19 protein-coding genes and 1 pseudogene are annotated in these 21,593 nt (G+C 45.8%); 10 read left to right on the top strand and 10 right to left on the bottom strand.

What is annotated here, in order from left to right:
- Positions 1-2: 2 nt before the first annotated feature.
- Positions 3-629, bottom strand: coding sequence for a DUF47 domain-containing protein (locus tag QFZ80_RS10655; RefSeq protein ID WP_307441834.1), 627 nt, complete (start codon positions 627-629; stop codon positions 3-5).
- 245 nt (positions 630-874) lie between these two features.
- On the opposite strand from QFZ80_RS10655, the gene QFZ80_RS10660 reads away from it, so the two are divergent.
- The 8 genes from QFZ80_RS10660 to QFZ80_RS10695 all read left to right on the top strand — a co-directional run bounded on the left by QFZ80_RS10660 (position 875) and on the right by QFZ80_RS10695 (position 9,298).
- Positions 875-2,170 (top strand): amidohydrolase, encoded by a 1,296-nt coding sequence (locus tag QFZ80_RS10660; RefSeq protein WP_307558774.1) that lies wholly within the window; start codon positions 875-877, stop codon positions 2,168-2,170.
- 41 nt (positions 2,171-2,211) lie between these two features.
- On the top strand, positions 2,212-2,706 hold the full coding sequence (locus QFZ80_RS10665) for a cell wall elongation regulator TseB-like domain-containing protein (protein WP_307558776.1): 495 nt from the start codon (positions 2,212-2,214) through the stop codon (positions 2,704-2,706).
- Between the two features lie 115 nt (positions 2,707-2,821).
- Entirely contained in the window at positions 2,822-3,352 is a 531-nt protein-coding gene (locus tag QFZ80_RS10670) for a cation transporter (protein ID WP_307558778.1), read from the top strand.
- Positions 3,345-4,847, top strand: a complete 1,503-nt coding sequence (locus QFZ80_RS10675) for an AAA family ATPase (RefSeq protein ID WP_307558781.1) — start codon at positions 3,345-3,347, stop codon at positions 4,845-4,847. The genes QFZ80_RS10670 and QFZ80_RS10675 overlap by 8 nt, the downstream gene beginning before the upstream one ends.
- 221 nt (positions 4,848-5,068) lie before the next feature.
- Positions 5,069-5,941, top strand: coding sequence for a 3-hydroxyacyl-CoA dehydrogenase family protein (locus tag QFZ80_RS10680; protein ID WP_307546846.1), 873 nt, complete (start codon positions 5,069-5,071; stop codon positions 5,939-5,941).
- On the top strand, positions 5,938-7,146 hold the full coding sequence (locus QFZ80_RS10685; protein WP_307546843.1) for an acetate/propionate family kinase: 1,209 nt from the start codon (positions 5,938-5,940) through the stop codon (positions 7,144-7,146). Before QFZ80_RS10680 ends, QFZ80_RS10685 begins: the two co-directional genes overlap by 4 nt.
- A 146-nt stretch (positions 7,147-7,292) precedes the next feature.
- Positions 7,293-8,582 carry an asparagine--tRNA ligase gene (gene asnS, locus QFZ80_RS10690; RefSeq protein ID WP_307558783.1) on the top strand — a complete coding sequence of 430 codons (1,290 nt, stop codon included), beginning with the start codon at positions 7,293-7,295 and terminating at the stop codon, positions 8,580-8,582.
- A 35-nt stretch (positions 8,583-8,617) separates the two neighbouring features.
- Positions 8,618-9,298, top strand: a complete 681-nt coding sequence (locus tag QFZ80_RS10695; RefSeq protein WP_307558785.1) for a DnaD domain-containing protein — start codon at positions 8,618-8,620, stop codon at positions 9,296-9,298.
- 56 nt (positions 9,299-9,354) lie between these two features.
- Here QFZ80_RS10695 and QFZ80_RS10700 read toward each other — a convergent pair whose 3' ends face one another.
- From QFZ80_RS10700 to QFZ80_RS10740, 9 genes and pseudogenes are all read right to left on the bottom strand, one after another.
- Positions 9,355-9,864, bottom strand: a complete 510-nt coding sequence (locus QFZ80_RS10700) for a hypothetical protein (protein ID WP_307558787.1) — start codon at positions 9,862-9,864, stop codon at positions 9,355-9,357.
- A 606-nt stretch (positions 9,865-10,470) separates the two neighbouring features.
- Positions 10,471-11,112, bottom strand: a complete 642-nt coding sequence (gene mtnB / locus QFZ80_RS10705) for a methylthioribulose 1-phosphate dehydratase (protein ID WP_307558789.1) — start codon at positions 11,110-11,112, stop codon at positions 10,471-10,473.
- Positions 11,109-11,771 (bottom strand): 2-hydroxy-3-keto-5-methylthiopentenyl-1-phosphate phosphatase, encoded by a 663-nt coding sequence (locus QFZ80_RS10710; RefSeq protein WP_307546832.1) that lies wholly within the window; start codon positions 11,769-11,771, stop codon positions 11,109-11,111. Before QFZ80_RS10710 ends, mtnB begins: the two co-directional genes overlap by 4 nt.
- Positions 11,768-13,036 carry a 2,3-diketo-5-methylthiopentyl-1-phosphate enolase gene (locus QFZ80_RS10715; protein WP_307546830.1) on the bottom strand — a complete coding sequence of 423 codons (1,269 nt, stop codon included), beginning with the start codon at positions 13,034-13,036 and terminating at the stop codon, positions 11,768-11,770. The genes QFZ80_RS10710 and QFZ80_RS10715 overlap by 4 nt, the downstream gene beginning before the upstream one ends.
- 43 nt (positions 13,037-13,079) lie before the next feature.
- Positions 13,080-13,949 (bottom strand): pyrroline-5-carboxylate reductase, encoded by an 870-nt coding sequence (proC, locus tag QFZ80_RS10720; protein WP_307546828.1) that lies wholly within the window; start codon positions 13,947-13,949, stop codon positions 13,080-13,082.
- Positions 13,950-13,977: 28 nt separating this feature from the next.
- Entirely contained in the window at positions 13,978-15,225 is a 1,248-nt protein-coding gene (locus QFZ80_RS10725; protein WP_307558791.1) for a glutamate-5-semialdehyde dehydrogenase, read from the bottom strand.
- A pseudogene (locus tag QFZ80_RS10730) lies at positions 15,218-16,928 on the bottom strand (proline--tRNA ligase). The gene QFZ80_RS10725 and the pseudogene QFZ80_RS10730 overlap by 8 nt, the downstream one beginning before the upstream one ends.
- Before the next feature lie 25 nt (positions 16,929-16,953).
- Positions 16,954-18,054: a glutamate 5-kinase gene (proB, locus tag QFZ80_RS10735; protein WP_307546823.1), complete on the bottom strand. Its 1,101-nt coding sequence runs from the start codon at positions 18,052-18,054 to the stop codon at positions 16,954-16,956.
- Between the two features lie 427 nt (positions 18,055-18,481).
- On the bottom strand, positions 18,482-19,684 hold the full coding sequence (locus QFZ80_RS10740; RefSeq protein ID WP_307558793.1) for a pyridoxal phosphate-dependent aminotransferase: 1,203 nt from the start codon (positions 19,682-19,684) through the stop codon (positions 18,482-18,484).
- Between the two features lie 154 nt (positions 19,685-19,838).
- On the opposite strand from QFZ80_RS10740, the gene QFZ80_RS10745 reads away from it, so the two are divergent.
- On the top strand, positions 19,839-20,366 hold the full coding sequence (locus tag QFZ80_RS10745) for a DUF1572 family protein (RefSeq protein WP_307558796.1): 528 nt from the start codon (positions 19,839-19,841) through the stop codon (positions 20,364-20,366).
- Between the two features lie 79 nt (positions 20,367-20,445).
- Positions 20,446-21,246, top strand: a complete 801-nt coding sequence (locus tag QFZ80_RS10750; RefSeq protein ID WP_307546816.1) for a carbon-nitrogen family hydrolase — start codon at positions 20,446-20,448, stop codon at positions 21,244-21,246.
- Positions 21,247-21,593: the final 347 nt, after the last annotated feature.

Here is a 21,593-nt window from a genome sequence, read left to right on the forward strand (position 1 = left end):
CCTTATGAATAGCGAAGTACAACGCTATCAAGGATATTGGCTACATCTTCACAAGCATCCGTTGTTTCTTCCAAACGCTCATAAATTTCTTTTAGTTTAAAATCTTCGTACACGTCTTTACGTGTAATGAAAATTTGGCGAATCCCTTCGCGCATCAAACGGTCTCCGTCATTCTCAAGGGAATTAATAGCAACCGTATGCTCGGGGATTTGCATGTATTTTTTCTTCGCCAGAAGCTTGAATGCATCCAGCATATGTTGGCAAGAGTCTACAATGACAGCCGAAAACTCTTTCATATAAGAATCTGTATGGGATACAGCAAGATAGTCGAAACGAGCAATTGTAGCTTCAATACCGTCTGTTACATCATCCACTTTGGAGGCTAGAACCATAATGTCTTCACGATCAATCGGTGTAATAAATACTTTGTTTAAACCTTTAAAAATTTCGTGAGTAATGGAATCACCTGCATGCTCTAAATCGTTAATCGCTTTTACATATTCAATAGGCGGTTTATCGCCCATCATAGCTGTGCGAAATAGTTGAGCAGTTTGCAATGCGTTTTCTGCAGCACGGATGAGAAGTTGCAAGAAATCGACTTCGTTCTTTTTCGTGAATAACGTTGTCATATAATCCTCCTATATTTTACTATATGTACTAAGTTTTGATCGAATATGTAAGATAAACAGACCAAATGGTAGAAAAAACTCACAAAGTTAAAAGTATCATAACAATTGCATCTAAAGCAACGAAAATTCCGTGACAATTTACAATTTCTTAACATCACTTGGCTTCCTTGATTTTACAAGCCCGAAGATGTAAAGTTTAAAAAGCAATATCTTTAATAGAATGAGCATAGAGAGGGATTTTTAGTATGAAAAAAACATTAATTATGAACGGTTTTTTTATCTCAAATCATGAAGCGAAATCGTCTATAAAAGGCTGTATGGTTATAGAGGGCAGCCAGATTACATACATCGGTGAGGAAATACCTGAACCTCGAGAAAATTATGACGAAATCATTGACGGCACGAACAAGCTTTATATGCCTGGTCTTGTGAATACGCATGGTCACGCAGCGATGTCGCTTTTACGCGGATACGGTGACGATCTTGCTCTCCAAATTTGGTTAGAAGAGAAAATGTGGCCGATGGAAGCCAAATTCAACGCCCAAGATGTGAAATGGGGGACGCAATTAACGATTCTAGAGATGGTTAAAGGTGGTACGACAACTTTTGTAGATATGTATGACCATATGAACGAAGTTGCTAAGGCCGTTGAAGAATCGGGTATGCGCGGTGTTCTGACCCGAGGTATTATAGGTCTTTGTCCGCCGGAAGTACAAGATGCTAAATTGAAAGAAGCCACCGAGTTCGCAAAAAACTGGCATGGCGGTGCGAATGGAAGAATCACAACAATGATGTCCCCACATGCACCCTATACATGTCCACCAGACTATATAGAACGAATTGTTCAAGTGGCCCATGATCTAAACCTGCCCATCCATACCCACATGTCGGAGACAAGTCGTGAAGTTCAAGGAAATGTTGAGCAATACGGTTTGAGACCCGTTGCACATTTAGAAAAGCATGGCGTGTTCAGCAGACCGACGCTCATCGCGCATGGTGTTCATCTCACAGATGAAGAAATCAGTATCCTTAAGCAATATGATGTTCGTATTTCCCACAACCCTGGAAGCAATCTGAAGCTTGCAAGCGGTGTTGCCCGAGTTCCTGAACTTTTACGTGCTGGCGTTAAGGTTTCGCTTGGAACGGATGGAGCGGCTTCTAATAATAACTTGGATATGTTCGAAGAAATGAGACTCGCCGCGCTGATCCACAAAGGTGTTTCTGGTGATCCTCTAGCTGTGCCTGCGGCAGAAGCACTTCGCATGGGAACAAAAATGGGTGCAGAATCCGTATGGTTAGACAATGTAGGCCTACTGCAGGCTGGCATGAAGGCAGACTTCATCGCACTGGATATCGACCAACCTCATTTCCTTCCAAAGACGGACTTCGTGTCTCATATTGTTTACTCTGCATGTGCAAAAGATGTAGTTGATGTGTGTGTTGACGGAAATTGGATTGTCCGCAAAGGTGAATGTTTAACATTGGATGAAGAAAAAATTAAACGTGAGTTTGAACAATGCTTCGATAAGCTCATTGGCTAAGTGAATCCTTGTAAGTTCGTCTGGGGAGGTGAGCGACATTCATGAATGCGAAGCGAACAAGGATCATAACATTCGGTGTATTTATCATTTTGACACTTGGTGTAGTGCTTAGCCGCTTTTATTTAAATGTTCAGAATGAGCACTGGGACGATAAGCGCAAAGCGGTAGAAACAGCGTATGAGAAAAGTATTATGACAAAAGCAACCAAGGTGGATTTCTTCTATGGAGATGAACCACTTCAAATCGTTTATGGTGAAGACAAGCTGGGTCAAGGCGTTATTGTTTGGGTTTCTGACAAAGGGATACACACCGAGATGACTGCTGAATCGTTCCCCGAAACACAAGTACGAGAAACCGTGCTTAAAAAAGCTCCAGAGATTGAAATAGAACGTGTGCTACCAGGTAAGCTTGGCAATGATTATGTCTGGGAAGTCTTCTATAAAAAGAAAGAAAACAGCGGTACCCGCTATTTCTATGATTATTACAAATTCAAGGATGGACTCTATATGGATACGTACCGACTCAGCCTGCATTAGGCTGAGTTTTGTTGTTTCCACTCATTTCATAAAGCTAATGTATGCATCGCGTGATATACTCATTGTATAGCAAATCGAAGCAATAAAATACGTATAGAAAGGGGGACGTTGACTGATGAAGCTGCGTCTCTTACCTGTCGTCATGAGTGTTATTATCTCTGCTGGAGTTTTATTCGGTGGTTGGTTCGCTTATACAAGCTTAGCTATGGAGAATCCCTTATCTGATATCATTAGCAAGGTTCCCGGTGTAACGAGCTCAACGATGAAACTGGACAATAACCAAGTTGACATAGAAGTTAGTCTAAACCCAGATGCCAATTTAAGAAATGTTGTCGAAACGATTCATAAAGAAGGTGCATCCATTATCGGAAAGCGTTCTTTGAATATAGATGTGAAGAGCAACCCGTCCGAGAAACTGGATCAGTGGTGGTCCAAAGCCTTATTCGAGGTTGCACAAGCAATGGAGACAAAGCATTATGCAGACATTCCAACTACGCTGCAGAAATATGCTGAGGGTGTTCCAACTATGAAAGTAAATAGCGAAATGGATCAAACCTATGTATATATTCGTTTGACAGATGGTGATGCTACCAAATTCATCATGCTACCTAGAACTTCCCAGATAGGAGTGTGGCCGAATGAGTAAAATATATAAAGAAATTGGGATTGGATTTATACCGGTTCTCTTGATCTTTTTAGCATTTCTAGGTGTGAATGTGATACCTATCTTGTTTGTAAGTGTATTGGGTGTTTCCTTGTTTTACATGATTAAAGGCCGCGGAGGTGCTGGTATATCTGCTGGTGGAGATCGTAAAAGCAAAAATCGTACGCCTTCGTATTTGACGTTTGACGAGATCGGCGGACAAGATCGCGCTAAGAAAGAATTGATGGAAGCTCTTGATTTTCTGATCAAGCATGAAGAAATTAAGAAATTAGGTATTCGTCCACTCAAAGGGATCTTGCTTACTGGCCCTCCTGGAACAGGGAAAACGTTAATGGCCAAAGCGGCTGCGCATTATACGAATTCAGTTTATATGGCTGCTTCAGGTAGTGAATTTGTTGAAATGTACGTCGGTGTTGGTGCAAGTCGTGTACGTGACCTTTTTAAAGAAGCTCGGACACGCGCTGTTAAAGAAGGCAAAGACAATGCGATTATTTTTATTGATGAGATTGATGTTATCGGCGGTAAACGTGATGGCGGTCAACATCGTGAGTACGATCAGACGCTGAACCAGCTATTAACTGAAATGGATGGTATTCATACGAATGATGCTCCCCGTATTTTGATCATTGCAGCAACAAACCGCAAAGAAATTCTCGACAGTGCTTTATTGCGTCCTGGACGTTTCGACCGTCATATTGAAGTGGATTTACCCGATAAGAAAGGGCGTTTATCCATTCTCGATATTCATGTAAAAAATAAACCGTTAGCTGAAGGCGTTTCTTTGGATATGATTGCTGATCAAACCTTTGGTTTCTCTGGCGCGCAGCTAGAGGGCGTTCTGAATGAGGCCGCCATTTATGCCATGCGAGAAGATAAACTGGCTATTGAACAGCACCATCTAGCTTCTGCGATTGATAAAGTGATGATGGGAGAAAGAACGGATAAAGAAACAGCGCAAGAGGAAAAAGAGCGCGTTGCTTATCACGAATTAGGACATGCGATTGTTGCTGAAATTGTTCGCCCTGGCTCAGTTTCTCAGGTTACCGTTAGTCCGCGGGGGAAAGCGCTGGGATATGTGCGTCATAATCCGCCTAAAGATCATTATTTGTACACCAAGGATTATATTGAACAACAAATTATGATTGCTCTCGGCGGCGCCGCGGCTGAAGAAATCTTCTATGGTGGACGTAGTACAGGTTCGCGTAACGATTTCGAACAGTCACTTTCCATGGTTCGTAATATGATGGATTCCGGACTTACGTCTCTTGGTATCATTGACCGTGATATGGTGACGAAGGATCAGCTCATGAAAGAGAACACGATCATTCTTGATGCGCTCATGGTTCGTACCAAAGAGTTGTTAGAGCAGCAGCGAAATGTATTCGAACATTCCTTTGCGATTCTGATGAAGGAAGAAGTTCTTTCTGGCGATACATTCCGCAAATTGTTTGATGCTTCTGTTTCGAAGAGTGCATAAGTTGACCGTTGGCCTGTGGCCAGCGGTTTTTTCGTATGTAGGATTTGGAATTGTGTCAAAGCTGAGATAATCTAGCGAATGTTTTGTGTATACTAATGAAATTAAGGAACAAAAATTGTATGATATGATTGGGTTTTCGAGTTGAGGTTGGATTGAGAATTCATTGAGGATGTTAATAAGAAGTTGGCAAGAACGCAGCGTGGGAGAAGGAGAAACATAGCATGGTATTCAAAACAATTGGTGTAATCGGTGGAGGAACGATGGGACAGGGGATTGCTGAAATGCTCGCTGCCCGTGGCTTGGACGTATTACTCGCTGAAAAAACAACCGATAAGCTGGAACGCGCAATTGAACAGATTACGGTCAGCTTAGATAAGCAATTAGAACGGTGGTCATTGACAGAAGCGGAGAAAAAGCTGATTCTAGCCAAAATCAGAAAAGCCGATTCGCTGCAAGACATGGCCGCTTGCGATATGGTTATTGAGACGATTTCGGAAGATTTGAATGCAAAAAAGCATGTATTTTTTCAATTGAATCAAATTTGTTCGCCAACTATTATTTTAGCAACGAATACATCCACCCTTAGCGTGACGGAGATTGCGGCGGTCACCACGAATCCCGAACGTGTGATTGGGCTTCATTTTTTGCATCCCGTTGCGAAAATTGATCTCGTCGAAATTATTCGAGCGATGAAAACGTCGGACGAAACCTTCAATCAAACACGCCGCTTCGTGGACGAGCTCATTTTAAAGAAAAGTATTAAGGTCACGGAGTCGCCTGGATTCATTACAACGAGGCTAATTTGCACATTGATTAATGAGGCGCTGCACACGCTGTCCGAAGGAGTTGCTTCCGCTGAGGATATCGATAACGCCATGCGGATCGGCTATGATTTCAAATATGGTCCTCTGGAAATGTGTGACCGATTCGGGTTAGATTCCGTACATGCAGCACTTGAAGGCATGTTTCGTGATTATGGGGACATGAAGTACCGTCCGTCCTTCCTTTTGAAACAAATGGTGCGAGCGGGGCATCTGGGAGTCAAAACAGGAGAAGGCTTTTTCCGTTATGACAAGGATGGTGACCGTTTGTGAATATTCTCGTTATAAATGCAGGGAGTTCTTCGCTTAAGTACCAACTATACCAAATGGAAGATGAGGCTGTACTTGCCAAAGGTAAGGTAGAGCGAATCGGGATGGAAACAGCTATATTGACGCATGAACCGACGGGAAAAGCCGAAGTTCATGAGGTTAGGGAGATTCTCGAACATACGACAGCCATTCGCAAGGTGCTTGAGTTGCTGGTGCACCCTGAACACGGCGTACTGTCGTCCACCTCAGAAATAGACGCCGTCGGCCATCGAGTCGTTCACGGCGGTGAATCTTTCAAGACCTCCGTCCTCGTTAATGACGAGGTGAAGAAGGAGATTAAGCGGCTCTTCGATTTGGCGCCGCTCCACAATCCGGCGCATATGCTCGGCATCTCAGCGGTGGAGGCGAACATGCCCGGCGTGCCGCAGGCCGTCGTCTTCGACACCGCCTTCCATCAGTCGATGCCGGCGCACGCCTACCTATACCCGGTACCGATGGCCCTGTACCGGAAGCACAAGGTGCGCCGCTATGGCTTCCACGGCACCTCGCACAACTACGTGAGCGAGCGTGCCGCAGCCTTCTTAGGCCGCCCGCTGGAGCAGCTGAAGCTCGTTACCTGTCACATCGGTAACGGAGCTTCCTGCGCCGCCGTGATGGGCGGCAAGTCCGTGGATACGAGCATGGGGATGACCCCGCTCGAAGGGCTGATGATGGGCACGCGCAGCGGCGATCTGGATCCGGCCATCGTGCCCTATGCGATGGGCAAGGAGGATTTGACGCTGGGCGAGATCAGCTCCATGCTGAATAAGCACAGCGGGCTGCAGGCGATCTCGGGGATCTCCAGCGATATGCGGGAGATCGTGGAAGCACTGGAGGCGGGCGATAAGAACGCCGCGCTGGCTTTTGAGATGTATGAGTATCGGCTGCGCAAATACATAGGCGCTTACGCCGCGGCGATGAATGGCATCGATGCGATTGTTTTTACAGCTGGCGTCGGAGAAAATTCCGAGCTGCTGCGTAAAAAGGTCTGCGAACGCCTGACATTCCTCGGTGTGGAATTCGATGAAGAAGCGAACCGCAAGGGGAGAGGTCTGGAGCGACGGATTTCGAAGCAAGGCTCGAAAGTGGAAGTGCTTGTGATCCCAACGAATGAGGAGTGGGTAATCGCTCGAGATACATTTGGCCTCATTCAGTCACAAACGGTCTGATTTGGAATGCCTAGATAGATTTTTCTCATAGAAATAGAAATAGTGTACAATAAAGAAGTGTTCAGTAGGCCGAGGCTTCGGATTTTTATTGAATATGATGACGAAGTAAGATGTTAATGAAAACTTTAAGGAGGTTCAAAAGCAGAATGAAATGTACGATAAGCGAAGTTAAACATCATGTCGGCGAGTCGGTTACCATTGGCTGTTGGCTAAACAAGAAACGTTCAAGTGGTAAAATTCAGTTTTTACAACTAAGAGACGGTTCCGGATATATACAAGGTGTCGTAGTCAAAAGTGATGTAGGAGAAGACGTCTGGGAAGCCGCTTCTAAGCTAACACAGGAAAGCTCACTTTACATAACTGGAAAAGTGAAAGAGGATACGAGGAGTAAAGGCGGCTTTGAGCTAGATGTCCTGGGCATAGAAATTATCCAAGTGACGGAAGAATATCCGATAACACCGAAAGAGCATGGCGTTGATTTCTTGATGGATAACCGCCACTTGTGGATTCGAAGTCCACGTCAGCGTGCAGTGCTCGTGATTCGGGCTCAAATTATTCAGGCCGTTCAGCAATTTTTCAATGAGCGTGGCTTCCATTTGGTCGATCCACCGATTTTAACCCCTTCCTCATGTGAAGGAACAACGAATTTATTTCACACCAAATACTTTGATGAGGATGCCTTCCTTACACAAAGCGGACAGCTCTATATGGAGGCAGCCGCGATGGCACTTGGCCGTGTGTACTCTTTCGGTCCAACATTTCGTGCAGAGAAGTCCAAGACACGCAGACACCTTATCGAGTTCTGGATGATTGAACCGGAAATGGCTTTTGTCGATCATGTCGAGAACCTGGAAGTACAGGAGCAATTCGTTTCTTATATCGTTCAAACCGTGCTCAAAAATTGTGGAGCAGAGCTGGAAACATTAGAGAGAGACACAACGAAGTTGGAGAAAATTCAAGGCAGCTTCCCACGAATTACGTATGATGAGGCCGTAGACTTCCTACAAAAGAACGGTCATGAATTCGAATGGGGCGAGGATTTCGGTGCTCCGCATGAAACTGCGATTGCTGCTCAATATGAAACACCGGTTTTCATTACGCATTGGCCGACAGAAATTAAAGCGTTCTATATGAAGCCTGATCCTAGCCGTCCGGAAGTCGTGCTTTGTGCCGATATGATTGCGCCTGAGGGGTATGGAGAAATCATTGGAGGCAGCCAAAGGATTGATGATCCTGAGCTAATGGAGCAGCGCTTCCAGGAGCATGAACTGTCGAAAGAAGCCTATCAATGGTACCTTGATCTTCGGAAATATGGCACCGTGCCGCATTCCGGTTTCGGACTTGGACTGGAACGTACGGTTGCTTGGATTTGTGGTTTGGATCACGTGCGCGAAACGATTCCATTTCCTCGTCTCTTATACCGTCTGTACCCGTAAACGGGTTTATCGACCATGGGTAGAAAGGGGATCGGATGAGTATACAATCTAGTACACAGCAGCAGATAGAAGCTGTCCTTGTGGCCGGCTTTCTGGAAGGAAATGTTGGAGTCCCAAGCCTTCTTCTCAAAAATTACCGCGCCCTTCAGTTGAGCGAAATTGAAGTCATGACACTGATTCATTTGATATCATTTCTGGAAAAGGAAAAGAACGACTTTCCAACCACGGATGAGATTCAATTCCGCATGTCAGCTTCACCAGATCTGGTCATTGCGAGCTTGCAGAAATTGATTCATGAGCAGTTCATCGCGATCGATGAGGATACAGCAGAAATAACGGGGATACGTAGTGAGCGATACAATCTTACGCCGTTATACCAGAAATTAGCCAAACGGGTAGCCGAGCAGCAGATGGCAGAGCTAACTGCGATCCGCGCATCTATTCCGTCTGATGAGAATGCCAAAAATATTTATACAACATTCGAAAAAGAATTTGCACGTCCGTTAACTCCTATGGAGCTGGAAACAATCAGCGGTTGGTTGGATAAGGATATGTACAAAGAAGAGCTCATTATGACGGCTCTGAAAGAAGCTGTATTTGCAGGTAAAGTACACTTCCGTTACATTGACAGAATATTACTGGAATGGAGCCGCAATCGAGTGGCGACTGTGGACCAAGCCAAGGAATATTCGCAGCGATTTCGACAATCTAGATAAATAGAAAAACGTCCTAATTTCTCACAGTTCTCAACTGGAGAAGATGGGACGTTTTTTCATTGGGGCTGCCAGTTTTTGTAATGCTTTTTAGCCAGACTATATAAGATCGTGTTCAGAGCAAAGGTTAAGAGATAGACAGGAAAAGAGTAACTAAGTTCCCAACCATTATATTGAAAGATAGAAAAGGTGACAGCAAGAGCTTCAAAGCCAACAGAGGCAATTGCCCAAACCAGTATATGTATAAACTGATTAGGAGCACGAAGTGGATACTTGTCATAAAAATATACATAGAAATAGCCAACTAGAGGAAAAGGAATCGAGTAAAGTAGAAAATCAAACAAATCATAGTGGGGCGTATCCATAATCTCATACACATTATAAGGGTAATCGGTAGACAAGATATTATCGACGGCTCGTCCCAAATAGGAGTTGAAAATCATCATGAGCAGCGCGATAGGAAGTGGAATTCGCTTAGGGAGCATGCAATATAGCAGGATCAATGCCATCATAGTGATCGTAGCAAAGCCTTCGTTCGCATCAAAATAAATCGGTGGAATTAGGATCATACAGGTTGTTTGTCCCTACCTTTCAACCATCGAATTACGTACATTAGTCCTACAGTAGAAACGATAAAAGTTAGCCAAACTACAAAAGACCACCAAAATTTCCAGTGCACGATATATACATAACCGGCAAGCTCCATAATAATATGCATACTTGCTAATATAAGGGTATAAAAACTAATGAGAATTATGCGTAGCCCCTTATGTTTGATTTTTAAATAAAAATGCAGAAACCAAATCATGGACATAGGGAATAATAATATATAATAGAACATGGTATCCCAAAATATTTGGTAAGTGCGATAAGGCACAATCAGCTTTAAATTCGTTACTACAATTTCAGAAAAATCTTCCCCGAACAGTGAAACCCAGAACCAATAGACTAAGACCTCAAAGAGATTCATGTTTTTTTTAACATATACATAAGAGATGAAAAGAAATAGAAATAAACTTGTATTAATGACTGAGAACATAGGCGTATTTGTATTCCTTTGCTAACTGATTTGACAGCTAGAAGTAGTGTGACCCATCCTGAGCGATTCTATGAGACAAAAAAAGCCAGAACCTCTCCTAAGTTGGAAGAGGACCTGACTTTTAATCATGTAGCTATTAATTGCCTTTATGAAGCAAGTGCGAGCGGTATATGTATTCGAAAAGGAACTCGAACGCTTCCAGATGGCGCTTAGCTTCAAAAGCATTCGCTCCCCAGGCATAAATACCATGTTTGCGCAGTACGATTCCAGGGATTCGCGGAATAATCGCACCTTCCACCAACTCGGCGATGCGAGGGATTTCAGCATAATTGGGTAAAATAGGAATCTCGATCTGAGCTTCTTCATCCCAAATATTGAAAGCTTTAATAAGCTCAACACCATCTACAGGTATGCTTTTACGTTCCCAATACAATTCAGAGATCAAATTATTGAATATCGTATGTACATGGAAAATGGCGCCTGCACCTGTTAAACGATAGATTTCACTATGAATCAAGGTTTCTGCCGATGGCTTCAGGCTTGTAGCTTCTGTCGGTTGACCTTTCTCATTCACGAGTAGAAAATCCTCAGGTGTTTGCACGGATTTATCTCTGCCGCTTGATGTAATTGCGAATGTGAATGCGTCAGGCTCGAAGCCTCCTACACGAACAGACAGATTACCGCTCGTTGCAGGAAACCATCCTCTGGCCGCTAAATTAGCTTTAATATCACGCAAATCAGCGAATGCACGCTGCTTTTCTTCCAGTAAAATACTCATACTACAGGTTCAGCCTCCAGTTGCTTCATAATATCAAAGAAAGTTTCGAATGGGTGATACGGATAGTCTAGCTGCTTACACATATCGATGAGATGAGAGCGAGCAAAGATCGTATCGACCAGTTTAGCACCCTCGAAATCCGTTATACTATCTCCGATGATAATTCGCTCATATCGATTAGCGTCATAAGAGCGAATAATGCTTGTTTTGCACATTCCACAGTCTGTTGTACAATGCTCGTCACAACGGTTTGGCCACAAAATCTCAATGGTGTTTCCTTCAAATGTGCTGGCATTACAGTAGATATGCTCACTTGGGATTGCAAATGGCTTCAACAGCGGATAGATAAAGAAATCAATGCCGCCGCTCGTAATCAAAAGCTTAATATTGTGTTCTTTGCAATAATCAACGAATTCTTTGAATCCATCACGAATGACTGCGTTACTGATCGCATATTCGACAATCTCATCCTTACGGGAAGTAGGGAGGAGGGCGAACATTTCACCAACACCTTGGCGTATGGATATACTTTTGTCCAAAATTTGTTCCACGATGGCTTCCCAACCAGCTGGGTTGAAATGCTTCATGATGGCAACGATGTTATCGTTCACAGTAATGGTACCGTCAAAGTCACAAAAAATAATGCGTTCCTTACTCATTCGGGAGTCCCCCAAGTATCGATAGCTGATTGTAACTCTGGATGTGTTTGGGCGTAGTCTTGAAGTGTAATTCCTTGCATAGTTGCGTCAATCGCCTGACGGAAGGCTTGCCCGCCAGCAATCGTACCTAGTGGATGTCCATGGATGCCTCCACCTGCATTGACGATGACATCGTTGCCGAAATCACGCAGAATAAGCGGGACAAGTCCAGGGTGAATGCCTGCGGAAGGGACCGGAAAGCTTGAAGCTAGTTTCAGTTGTACATCGGCAGGAGCATTATAGGTGTAATCTTTTCGTAAATCATCCGTTAGAAGCGCATGCTTAATTGCCATGTTCTCTTCTCTAGGCATAACGACAGAGCCATAAGGAGATGGGAACAGCACTAAATCTGCTCCGGCCAAACGCATGAGCTTACCAAGCAGCACAGAAGCGGATATCCCATAGTGCGGTGATGGATAAGTCGCACCTGCCATGGCAGGATGAGCCATGATGGGGATCGTTATTTCCGGGTCCGAGCTTAATTCATGCAGTGTATCGAAACCGTACGCTAATACATTAAATAGTAAAGCATTAGCTCCGGCACCGATTGCTTTCTTGGCTTGAGCTGCAAGCTTGGATGTGGGTCCGGTTAAATTGACAGCATAGAGCAGCTTTTGTCCTGTTTCCTTAGTGGCTTGTGCTGCTGCTTTCAGGCAAGTCTCGATCCGTTTCTCCAATGGTGTTAATAGATTTTCAAACAGAATCTCATCGTCTTTAATGAGATCCACACCGCCGGCTGCTTGCAAATAAAATTGTTCACGCAGAGCTGGAAGCTCATACCCGACAACCGATTTAAAGATACTCATTAATAAGGGGCGATCATGCACACCAAGGAGCTCTCGGATACCTTGCATACCGAATTTGGGACCGGAAAAGCCAGATAAGAAATCAGATGAGAAGGATAAGTCAATTAGCTTTATTTTGCCGTCCATCGACAGCTTTCCGAATACGGTGACCAACAAGGCAGGGATGTCCCTGCTGAAGTTAATATCTGGATATGCAATTGTGATATCGGCATAGCGGTTTGAAATAGGTTCTCCATGAGCGGGCTCATGCACTTCAACCGAAATGACTTTCCCTAAATGCTTCTCCATTTGCGCTTTTTGCGCTTCGGGCAGTTCGGTCCAGCTGCCAACCGTAAGGCCGACAGCGATGCTTGTTGCTTTTTTATGAAAATCGGCTTTCTCATCGAAACTCCGATAGGTGGCTAGACAATATGCGTTCATCGTAAACATTCACCTGCTTTAGATAGAATTAGATCTCATGAAATTAGGAGGATTTCGATACGGGGCTTGGCGCAGCAATTTGTTCGCCCATTTCTTTGGCTCGCTCTGCAGAACGAAATACCGCTTGTGAGATAGCTTCGCTAAACTGAAAGCGATCCAATGCTTCAATAGAAGCTTGCGTTGCCCCATTTGGCGATGTGACCTTGCGACGAAGCTCAGCAGGATTTTCTTGCGTAAGCTGAACCATATGCGCGGCTCCGAGCACTGTTTGAAGTGTTAATTGGTGTGCATCTTCTGCGGAAAGGCCACCATCAATGCCAGCTTTGATCATGGCTTCCATGAAATAGTAGACATAGGCAGGACCGCTGCCGGATACGCCTGTCAGAATTTCTAGTTTCTCTTCCTCCACGATCGTTACAATACCAACGGCCTCAAACATTTGAGTAGCCACTTGTTTGAATGTAGCATTGACCTTGGAGGAGAAGCTCATCCCTGTAGCGCCTAGACCAATTGTGCTGGACGTGTTCGGCATCGTGCGAACAATCGGCATATTGGTTTGCAGTAGAGCTTCTGTTTTCGCGATAGAGAGCCCAGCAATGACCGAAACAAGAAGCTGCTGTTCGTTCAAAAGCGGCTGCAGCTCAGCGAAGGCATTCTCCACATCCTTAGGCTTCATGCAGAGAACGACGACATCGGCAACACGAAGAAAGGTTTCCTTCGTTAACGGGTCTGACGTTGCCTGTAGACCGTATTCCGAACGTAGGAAAGCCAACCTGTCTTGATCCGAACGATTCATCACATATATATTTTGAGGATCAGCGACTTTGGTTTCAATGAGTCCGCGAATGATCGCTTCCGCCATCGAACCAGCGCCGACAAAGGCAATTTTGGTTTGGGATAAAGTAGTGGACATCGTATATTCCTCCTTGAATTTTGAATCGTTATTCGCGTATTTGTCCGCTTCCATAAACGCGGTATTTGGTTGAAGTAAGCGATGGCAGACCCATGGGTCCGCGAGCGTGAAGCTTTTGGGTGGAGATGCCGATTTCCGCTCCGAAGCCGAATTCAAAACCATCGGTGAAGCGAGTCGAAGCATTGTGATAAACAGCCGCCGCATCTACTTCCTGTAAGAATCTTTCGGCATTGGCCGCATCTTCCGTCACGATACATTCAGAGTGCATGGTGCCGTATTCACGAATGTGAGCAAGAGCTTCATCGAGATCCTTCACAACTTTGATGTTAAGTATGTAGTCCCCATATTCGGTTTTCCAATCTTCGATTTCGGCAACTTGCATACTAGGTACTAACTCACGAGCTCGTTCGTTACCTTTGAGCGCAACATGAGCACCTTTGAAAGCCTCTGCTATGGCACCTAAATGCTTATCTGCAATAGACTCATGCACAAGTAATGTTTCCATGCTATTGCAAACAGAAGGACGCTGAGCTTTGGCGTTGATCCCGATGCGAACGGCCATATCGAGCTTTGCACTTTCATCTATAAAAGTATGACATACACCCGCACCTGTTTCAATGACAGGAACAGAGGCGTTATTGACAACATTTTGAATAAGAGAATGCCCGCCCCTTGGAATAAGCACGTCGATGAGTCCATTCAATTTCAGCATTTCATCCACAGAACTGCGGTCTGCGCTTAGAATCAGTTGAAGTGCATCAGCGGGAATGGCAGAACGGCTTAATGCTCCGTGCAAAACTTCAACGATTTTCTCATTGGAAAATAAAGCGGAAGAACCGCCACGCAGAACGACTGCGTTGCCTGTCTTGAGACATAAACCTGCTGCATCAACGGTCACGTTAGGTCTTGCTTCATAAATAATGCCGACCACACCAAGCGGCACACGGATTTTGCGAATGCGCAGACCGTTTGGACGTTCAAATGCTTCCAATGTATCCCCAACAGGATCTGGGAGCTCGGCTATTTGACGCAGACCTTCAGCGATCGCTGCGATGCGGGATTCATTTAGAGCTAAACGGTCGAGTAGGGAAGCGCTTGTGCCTAATTCTTTGCCACGCTGCAAATCTTTGGCGTTCGCTTCGATAATTGCTTGCTGCTCCGTTACAAGGCTATCTGCCATAAGGAGTAGTGCCGCATTCTTTTGTTCAGTTGTGAGATTACCCATGGTCTGGGCAGCTTGTTTGGCTAATTTAGATTTTTGAACGACTTCACTCATGGGAAGATCGACCTCCTGCTTGGAATAAAGAATGGCAATGCGTAAGTATATGCTCTACAGATCGTTCATATTGACTGCCGGTTCTGCGCTCCTTACATTCTACAACTCGCTCACTTGCTTTCTTGCCGACTGTTATTCGCAGAGGGAAGCCGAGTAGATCCGAATCATTGAACTTAACGCCAGGACGTTCATCCCGATCATCCCATAGGACGGAGTAGCCTGCCCTAACTAACGTTGTATAAATCTCTTCGGATAATTTCATTTGAGCTTCATCCTGAACATGAACGGTCAGAAGATGAATGGAAAATGGCGTAATGGATTCAGGCCATATAATGCCTCGTTCATCATAGTTTTGCTCGATAATGGCAGCTAGCACACGTGAGACACCAATGCCATAGCAGCCCATAATGATGGGCTCGGAAATTCCATTCTCGTCGCTAAACGTTGCACCAAGGGAACTGCTGTATTTGGTGCCGAGCTTAAATACGTGTCCAAGTTCTATCCCTTTCGCAAAAGAGAGCTCATGCCCACAATGGGAACATAACTCACCTTGGGCGACATTGCGTACGTCATGATAAGATATCGTTCCTAAATCGCGTTCGACTTCCACATAAACCAAATGATAATCGGATTCATTGGCTCCTACGACAGCGTCCTTCAAGTCCCTGATAGAGGAATCAGCGATGATTCTCACATTCTGGAGTCCAATTGGACCGATAAAACCGGCAATGGATCCTAGTTTCTCTATGTCTACTTCGGAAAGCATGGAGATTTCAACAGCCCCAATAGCTTGTTTCAGCTTGATCTCATTTAATTCATAATCGCCTCGCAGGAGGACAATAAGGGGAGCTCCATCTGCTTGTAAAGCAACAGATTTAATGATCTGATTGGCATCTATTTGTAGAAATTGACTAAGCTGTTTGATGCTTGTCACTTGCGGCGTGTGAATTTTCACTGGTTGCGAAGTGGGTAAAATGTTATCCAACCGCTCGGATTTCTGTTGTTCTGGTACCGTTCCGATTGCTTTTTCAATATTCGCTGCATACTGGCAGGAGGTGCAGTGGACGATTGTATCCTCACCAACATCAGCAAGGGCCATGAATTCATGGGTATCCGTACCGCCGATAGCGCCGGAATCAGCTTCAACCGCTCGGAACAGTAATCCGCATCGTGTGAAAATGTTAACATAAGCGTTAAACATACTTTGATAGCTGGCATCTAGCCCGCTTTCCGTACGGTCGAAGGAATAGGCATCCTTCATAAGGAACTCTCGTCCGCGGAGCAGACCGAATCGGGGTCTACGCTCATCGCGATACTTCGTTTGAATCTGATATAGCGTGACAGGCAGCTTCTTGTAGGAATGAATCTCGTCCTTCACGATCGTCGTGATGACTTCCTCATGGGTAGCTCCTAGTGCAAACTCTCGACCGTTCCGATCTTCCAGCCCATCTGCCTGAGGCCTTCCACAGTTCAGAAGGGTGGAGAGCTGGCATTAGCATTTCCTGTGCACCGGCTGCATCCATTTCCTCTCGGACAATTTGTTGTATGTTTTGTAAGGCTTTAAGACCTAAGGGTAAATAGGAGTAGATTCCGCTGGAGAGCTGTCGAATTAATCCCGCACGCAGCATCAGTCGATGGCTGGCGGCTTCTGCCTCTCCCGGAACGTCACGTAAGGTAGGGTTAAGCAATCGTTGTTGTCTCATGGCCCAGAGAGCCTCTCTTTCTTCATTAGGTTAAAGGAACCCATTCATCTCGGTGAATGACTTCGATTCGGGCAACTTCCACACGTTTCTGGACCTCATCGGTCGATAGTCCAGCGGCGGCTTGCACCTGCCAAGCCGCGTAATTGACGACGCCGCGTCCTAGCAGCGCGCCTTCGATGCTGATCACCTCGACGACGTCGCCGGGGTGGAAATCCCCTGCAGCGCCTGTGATGCCGGCAGGAAGCAAGCTCTTGCCCCCGCTGAGCAGGGCCGCTTTGGCGCCTTGGTCAACGATGATTTGCCCTTGCGGCAGCGAGTGGAAGCCGACCCATTGTTTCTTCACCGGCAGGTTGTTCAGAGCCGTGTCGAAGTACGTGCCCTTGCCGCTGCCATCCACGGCATGCGGCAAATCACCGGGCTCGAGTACGCGCCCGATGAACACCGGCACGCCCCCGCGCATCGCGATGCGGGCGGCCTCAACCTTCGAGCGCATGCCGCCGGTGCCGACCGCGCTCCCAGCGCCTCCAGCGAAGCTGAACAGCTCATCGCTGATGGCGTCCACGCGATCGATACGCTGCGCGTTTGCGTTTTTGCGGGGATCGTCCGTGTACAGGCCGTCCATATCTGTAATGATGATCAATTTGTTCGCTTTGACCAAATTGCCTACTAAGGCAGACAACGTGTCATTGTCGCCGAATTTCAGTTCATCCACCGCGACGGTGTCGTTCTCGTTAATGATCGGTACGACGCCGCGCTGCAGCAGCTCGTCGACCGTCATCAGCGCGTTCTGCACGCGCTTGCGGTTAGAGAAGTCGTACCTTGTGAGCAAAATTTGCGCCACGCTGATGCCGTGGGACGCAAATGCTTCGTGGTACGCCTGCATGAGAAGCGCTTGACCGACAGCGGCTGCGGCCTGCTTCTCGTGCAATACCTTGGGCCGCGTGCGGTAGCCAAGGGAGGTGAAGCCTGCGGCAACTGCGCCTGAGGTAACCAGCAGGACTTGATGGCCGTCCTGCTTCAATTGCGCCAGCTCCGACGCGAAAAAACGTATTTTATCCGGATTGAGGCCCCCGGTATCTGAAGTTAAAGAGCTGCTGCCGATTTTGACGACGATTCGCTGAGTCATATCGATCCCATCCTTTGATTTACATGTATGTAGATACAAAAAAGACTCCCGTCCTCAACACATAAGGACGAAAGTCTGTAGCTTCCGCGGTACCACCTTAGATTGGCGCACACCGATGGCGGCTGCACCCAACTCTAGATTCCCTAAATAACAGCAGGGCACTGTTCAACTCATCGTTGACTGTTCAGGGGCGGGTTCGGAATCGGTTCACGGCAAGCTCTCTCAGTCTATGGAGCTTACTCTCTGTTTTCGTGCTTAACGGTTCCTACTATTCCCATCATAACGTTGCGATATAGAAGTTTTTGATGACTTCCTTTTTTATTCTATCTAGAATAGCACGCTGTACAAGTGTTTGTAAAGAAGCAGAAGCCTAGGCTGCATAGGCGAGCAAGTGATGGAGCCAATGACGAGCCTCTTAATTATCGGTTTAACCAAATAGATTTAGTTTGCCGATACGTTGTACAGCCTCTTCTAATCTTTCCTCGGTGGATAAGAGTCCAAGCCTTACATAGCCTTCTCCGTGCGTTCCGAAGCCAACGCCTGGTGCGACGACAACCTTCGCTTCTTGTAGAAGCAAATCGGCGAGACTTTGTGAGGTGTGCCCTTTTGGAACAGGAAGCCAAGAGAAGAAAGACCCCTTTGAAGGGCGTGCATGCCAGCCGATATTGGAAAGAGCTGTATAAAGGGCATTGCGTCGGCTCTCGTAAACATCACGCAGCTCAGTAACACAATCCTGCGAGGCTGTGAGAGCAGTTGCGGCTGCCACTTGGATACCGCCGAACAGCGAGCAGTAGTAATGATCCTGCATCAAGTTAATAAGACGGATTACTTCTCGGTTCCCTAGGGCAAAGCCTACACGCCAGCCAGCCATGTTGTACGTTTTGGAGAGGGTATAGAACTCGATACCCACTTCTTTGGCACCTGGTGTCTGCAGGAAGCTGATCGGCTTCTTGCCGTCGAAGCCGATCGCACCATAGGCGAAATCACTTGCGACGACAACACCATGCTTGTGTGCGAATTCGACCGTTTCTTCATAAAAGGAAGCGGGAGCCGTAGCGCCTGTTGGGTTGTTCGGATAATTAATGAACATCAGCTTCGCGCGGTTCAAATCGGATTCTTTGAGCTGTGAGTAGTCAGGCAGAAAGTTGTTTTCTTCTCGCAAGGGCATGAAAGCCATTTCGGCGCCAGCAAGTGCAACTCCTGACCAATAATCCGGGTAACCAGGATCAGGAACCAGACATACATCTCCAGGATTGAGCAAACATTGTGCGATCTCGATCAGTCCTGTTTTACCGCCAAAAAGAATCGCTACTTCCGTTTCAGGATCAAGATCTACGTTGTGATCCTCCTTATACCTTTGAGCAATGGCTTGTTTCAGAAATGGAAATCCGCTGAAGGGCGGATATTTATGATACAACGGGTTAGCAGCCGCTTCTTGTATAGATGACACGATATGCGTAGGCGTAGGGCGGTCTGGATTCCCTTGGCCAAGATTAATGACGTCATGACCCGCAGCAATTTGCTCATTGGCTTTGCGTACTAGTGAAGCAAAAAATTGCGTTGGAAGTCCGTTCATACGTTCAGCAGGCTGTATCGTAAATGGGCTTGTTGTTGGGGATATTCTAGTCATGTTTTAATTCACACTCCGGAGGTCGGGATTTTAATTAATAACCTTAATGTAACATGATTAATCTTTTTTTCATAGTGATGAAAATAATCGATTTTACATCGAGCGGTCAATATCATAAAGTTAGTTCAATAGTTACGGAAAGGTGCTGAAGACCATGTCGGACAACACAAAAGTGGCGCAAGTTTTTTTGCAGGAATCCATACGTGCATTTGTAAATATGAAGAAGCTGGCGGATAAAGCTTTCATGCAAACGGAAGATGCTCATTTTTATTTAACGTTAGATGAGGAGTCGAATTCGTTAGAATTGTTGATTAAGCACATGCACGGGAACATGTTGTCACGATGGACAGATTTCTTAACAACGGATGGCGAAAAGGAAACTCGGCAGCGTGATGGTGAATTTGAAAGCAGCCATTACACGCGGGAAGAGCTTATTTCCTTTTGGGAGGAAGGCTGGAAGGTTCTGTTTGATACTCTGCACGCACTCACTCCGGATGATGTTCTTAGGACCGTTCAAATTCGAGGCGAAGGGCATTCTGTACTGCAAGCCATTCAGCGCCAAGTGTCTCATTATGGTTACCATGTGGGGCAAATCGTTCTGCTCAGCAAACATTGGGCCAATCAAAATTGGGAGACTTTAAGTATAGCAAGAGGACAGTCCAAAGCGTTCAAACCTTCATGAGTTCCATTGAGTTCAAACTTAAATTAGACTACTATAGAGAGATATTGGTAATCTGCCGCCTGGAAGGAGTTATCCTAGTATGTCCGAATCACAATTACTACACATTGCACTTATTCAAATGGATATTCAAATCGGTGAACCCGATACGAACTTTGCTCAGTTGGAGAAGCTTCTGCATCAAGCGGTTAATGGAGATCAAAAGCCTGATGTGATCGTATTTCCCGAGATGTGGAATACAGGATACGCTTTAACCGAGATTCAGCAGTTGGCTGATCCTAACGGTGTTAGGACGAAAGCTCTTTTGAGTGATTTTGCCCGGACCCATCGTGTCAACATCATCGGCGGATCCATTGCTGATAAAAGAGACGATCGTGTTCTGAACACGATTTATGCCTTTGATCGCGAAGGCGCGGAAACAGCCGAGTACTCCAAAATCCACTTGTTCCGTCTCATGGACGAGGAAAAGTTTCTACATAGCGGCGATCAGCTTGGCCGATTTGAGCTTGAAGGCGTTCCGGCTGGCGCGATGATCTGCTATGACATTCGTTTCCCTGAGCTTGCGCGCAAATTAGCGCTGGATGGGGCACAAATTTTATTCGTTCCTGCGGAATGGCCGCACCCACGTTTGCATCACTGGCGTACGCTGCTCATGGCCAGAGCCATTGAGAATCAGATGTATGTCGTTTCCTGTAATCGTGTTGGGACTAGTGGTACAACGAATTTCTTTGGTCACTCGATGGTGATTGATCCTTGGGGCGAAGTGCTGGTGGAAGGCGATGAGAGCGAAGCGATTTTACATGCAACCATCGACTTGACGGAAGTTGTGCGTGTTCGCGCTAAAATTCCGGTCTTTGAAGACCGCCGTCCACATTTGTATTAGTCTAAATAAAAATGTACCTGCACCTATTTGATTTTTTGTCGGTTTTTCTGTAAACTAAAGCCAATTGAATGATCAATTGTGGCTGTGAAGGATGAATAGTACTTGAACAACTTCAAGTTCAGCGAGCTGGGGACGGTGAAAGCCCAGATTGAAGCTCAAGGAAAAGGCTATCCGGAGCCAATACGATAAAGGGGATACACTGCTTTATGGGTGTATCAACTAGGGTGGAACCGCGGGTGCATAAGGCTCTCGTCCCTAGGCATTATTTGATGCCTTTGGATGTTGAGCTTTTTTTGCGTCTGCTCATATCCAAAGGGTCGTCAAAGGTCATTGACCTACACACGAGA

Origin of the sequence: Paenibacillus sp. V4I7, from assembly GCF_030817275.1 — a bacterium.
Classification (GTDB): Bacteria; Bacillota; Bacilli; order Paenibacillales; family NBRC-103111; genus Paenibacillus_E.

Bases quoted from the DNA above. Each gene is read 5' to 3' on its own strand.
- QFZ80_RS10655 (WP_307441834.1), bottom strand. From the start codon at position 629: ATGACAACGTTATTCACGAAAAAGAACGAAGTCGATTTCTTGCAACTT.
- QFZ80_RS10660 (WP_307558774.1), top strand. From the start codon at position 875: ATGAAAAAAACATTAATTATGAACGGTTTTTTTATCTCAAATCATGAA.
- QFZ80_RS10665 (WP_307558776.1), top strand. From the start codon at position 2,212: ATGAATGCGAAGCGAACAAGGATCATAACATTCGGTGTATTTATCATT.
- QFZ80_RS10670 (WP_307558778.1), top strand. From the start codon at position 2,822: ATGAAGCTGCGTCTCTTACCTGTCGTCATGAGTGTTATTATCTCTGCT.
- QFZ80_RS10675 (WP_307558781.1), top strand. From the start codon at position 3,345: ATGAGTAAAATATATAAAGAAATTGGGATTGGATTTATACCGGTTCTC.
- QFZ80_RS10680 (WP_307546846.1), top strand. From the start codon at position 5,069: ATGGTATTCAAAACAATTGGTGTAATCGGTGGAGGAACGATGGGACAG.
- asnS (WP_307558783.1), top strand. From the start codon at position 7,293: ATGAAATGTACGATAAGCGAAGTTAAACATCATGTCGGCGAGTCGGTT.
- QFZ80_RS10695 (WP_307558785.1), top strand. From the start codon at position 8,618: ATGAGTATACAATCTAGTACACAGCAGCAGATAGAAGCTGTCCTTGTG.
- QFZ80_RS10700 (WP_307558787.1), bottom strand. From the start codon at position 9,864: ATGATCCTAATTCCACCGATTTATTTTGATGCGAACGAAGGCTTTGCT.
- mtnB (WP_307558789.1), bottom strand. From the start codon at position 11,112: ATGAGTATTTTACTGGAAGAAAAGCAGCGTGCATTCGCTGATTTGCGT.
- QFZ80_RS10710 (WP_307546832.1), bottom strand. From the start codon at position 11,771: ATGAGTAAGGAACGCATTATTTTTTGTGACTTTGACGGTACCATTACT.
- QFZ80_RS10715 (WP_307546830.1), bottom strand. From the start codon at position 13,036: ATGAACGCATATTGTCTAGCCACCTATCGGAGTTTCGATGAGAAAGCC.
- proC (WP_307546828.1), bottom strand. From the start codon at position 13,949: ATGTCCACTACTTTATCCCAAACCAAAATTGCCTTTGTCGGCGCTGGT.
- QFZ80_RS10725 (WP_307558791.1), bottom strand. From the start codon at position 15,225: ATGAGTGAAGTCGTTCAAAAATCTAAATTAGCCAAACAAGCTGCCCAG.
- proB (WP_307546823.1), bottom strand. From the start codon at position 18,054: ATGACTCAGCGAATCGTCGTCAAAATCGGCAGCAGCTCTTTAACTTCA.
- QFZ80_RS10740 (WP_307558793.1), bottom strand. From the start codon at position 19,684: ATGACTAGAATATCCCCAACAACAAGCCCATTTACGATACAGCCTGCT.
- QFZ80_RS10745 (WP_307558796.1), top strand. From the start codon at position 19,839: ATGTCGGACAACACAAAAGTGGCGCAAGTTTTTTTGCAGGAATCCATA.
- QFZ80_RS10750 (WP_307546816.1), top strand. From the start codon at position 20,446: ATGTCCGAATCACAATTACTACACATTGCACTTATTCAAATGGATATT.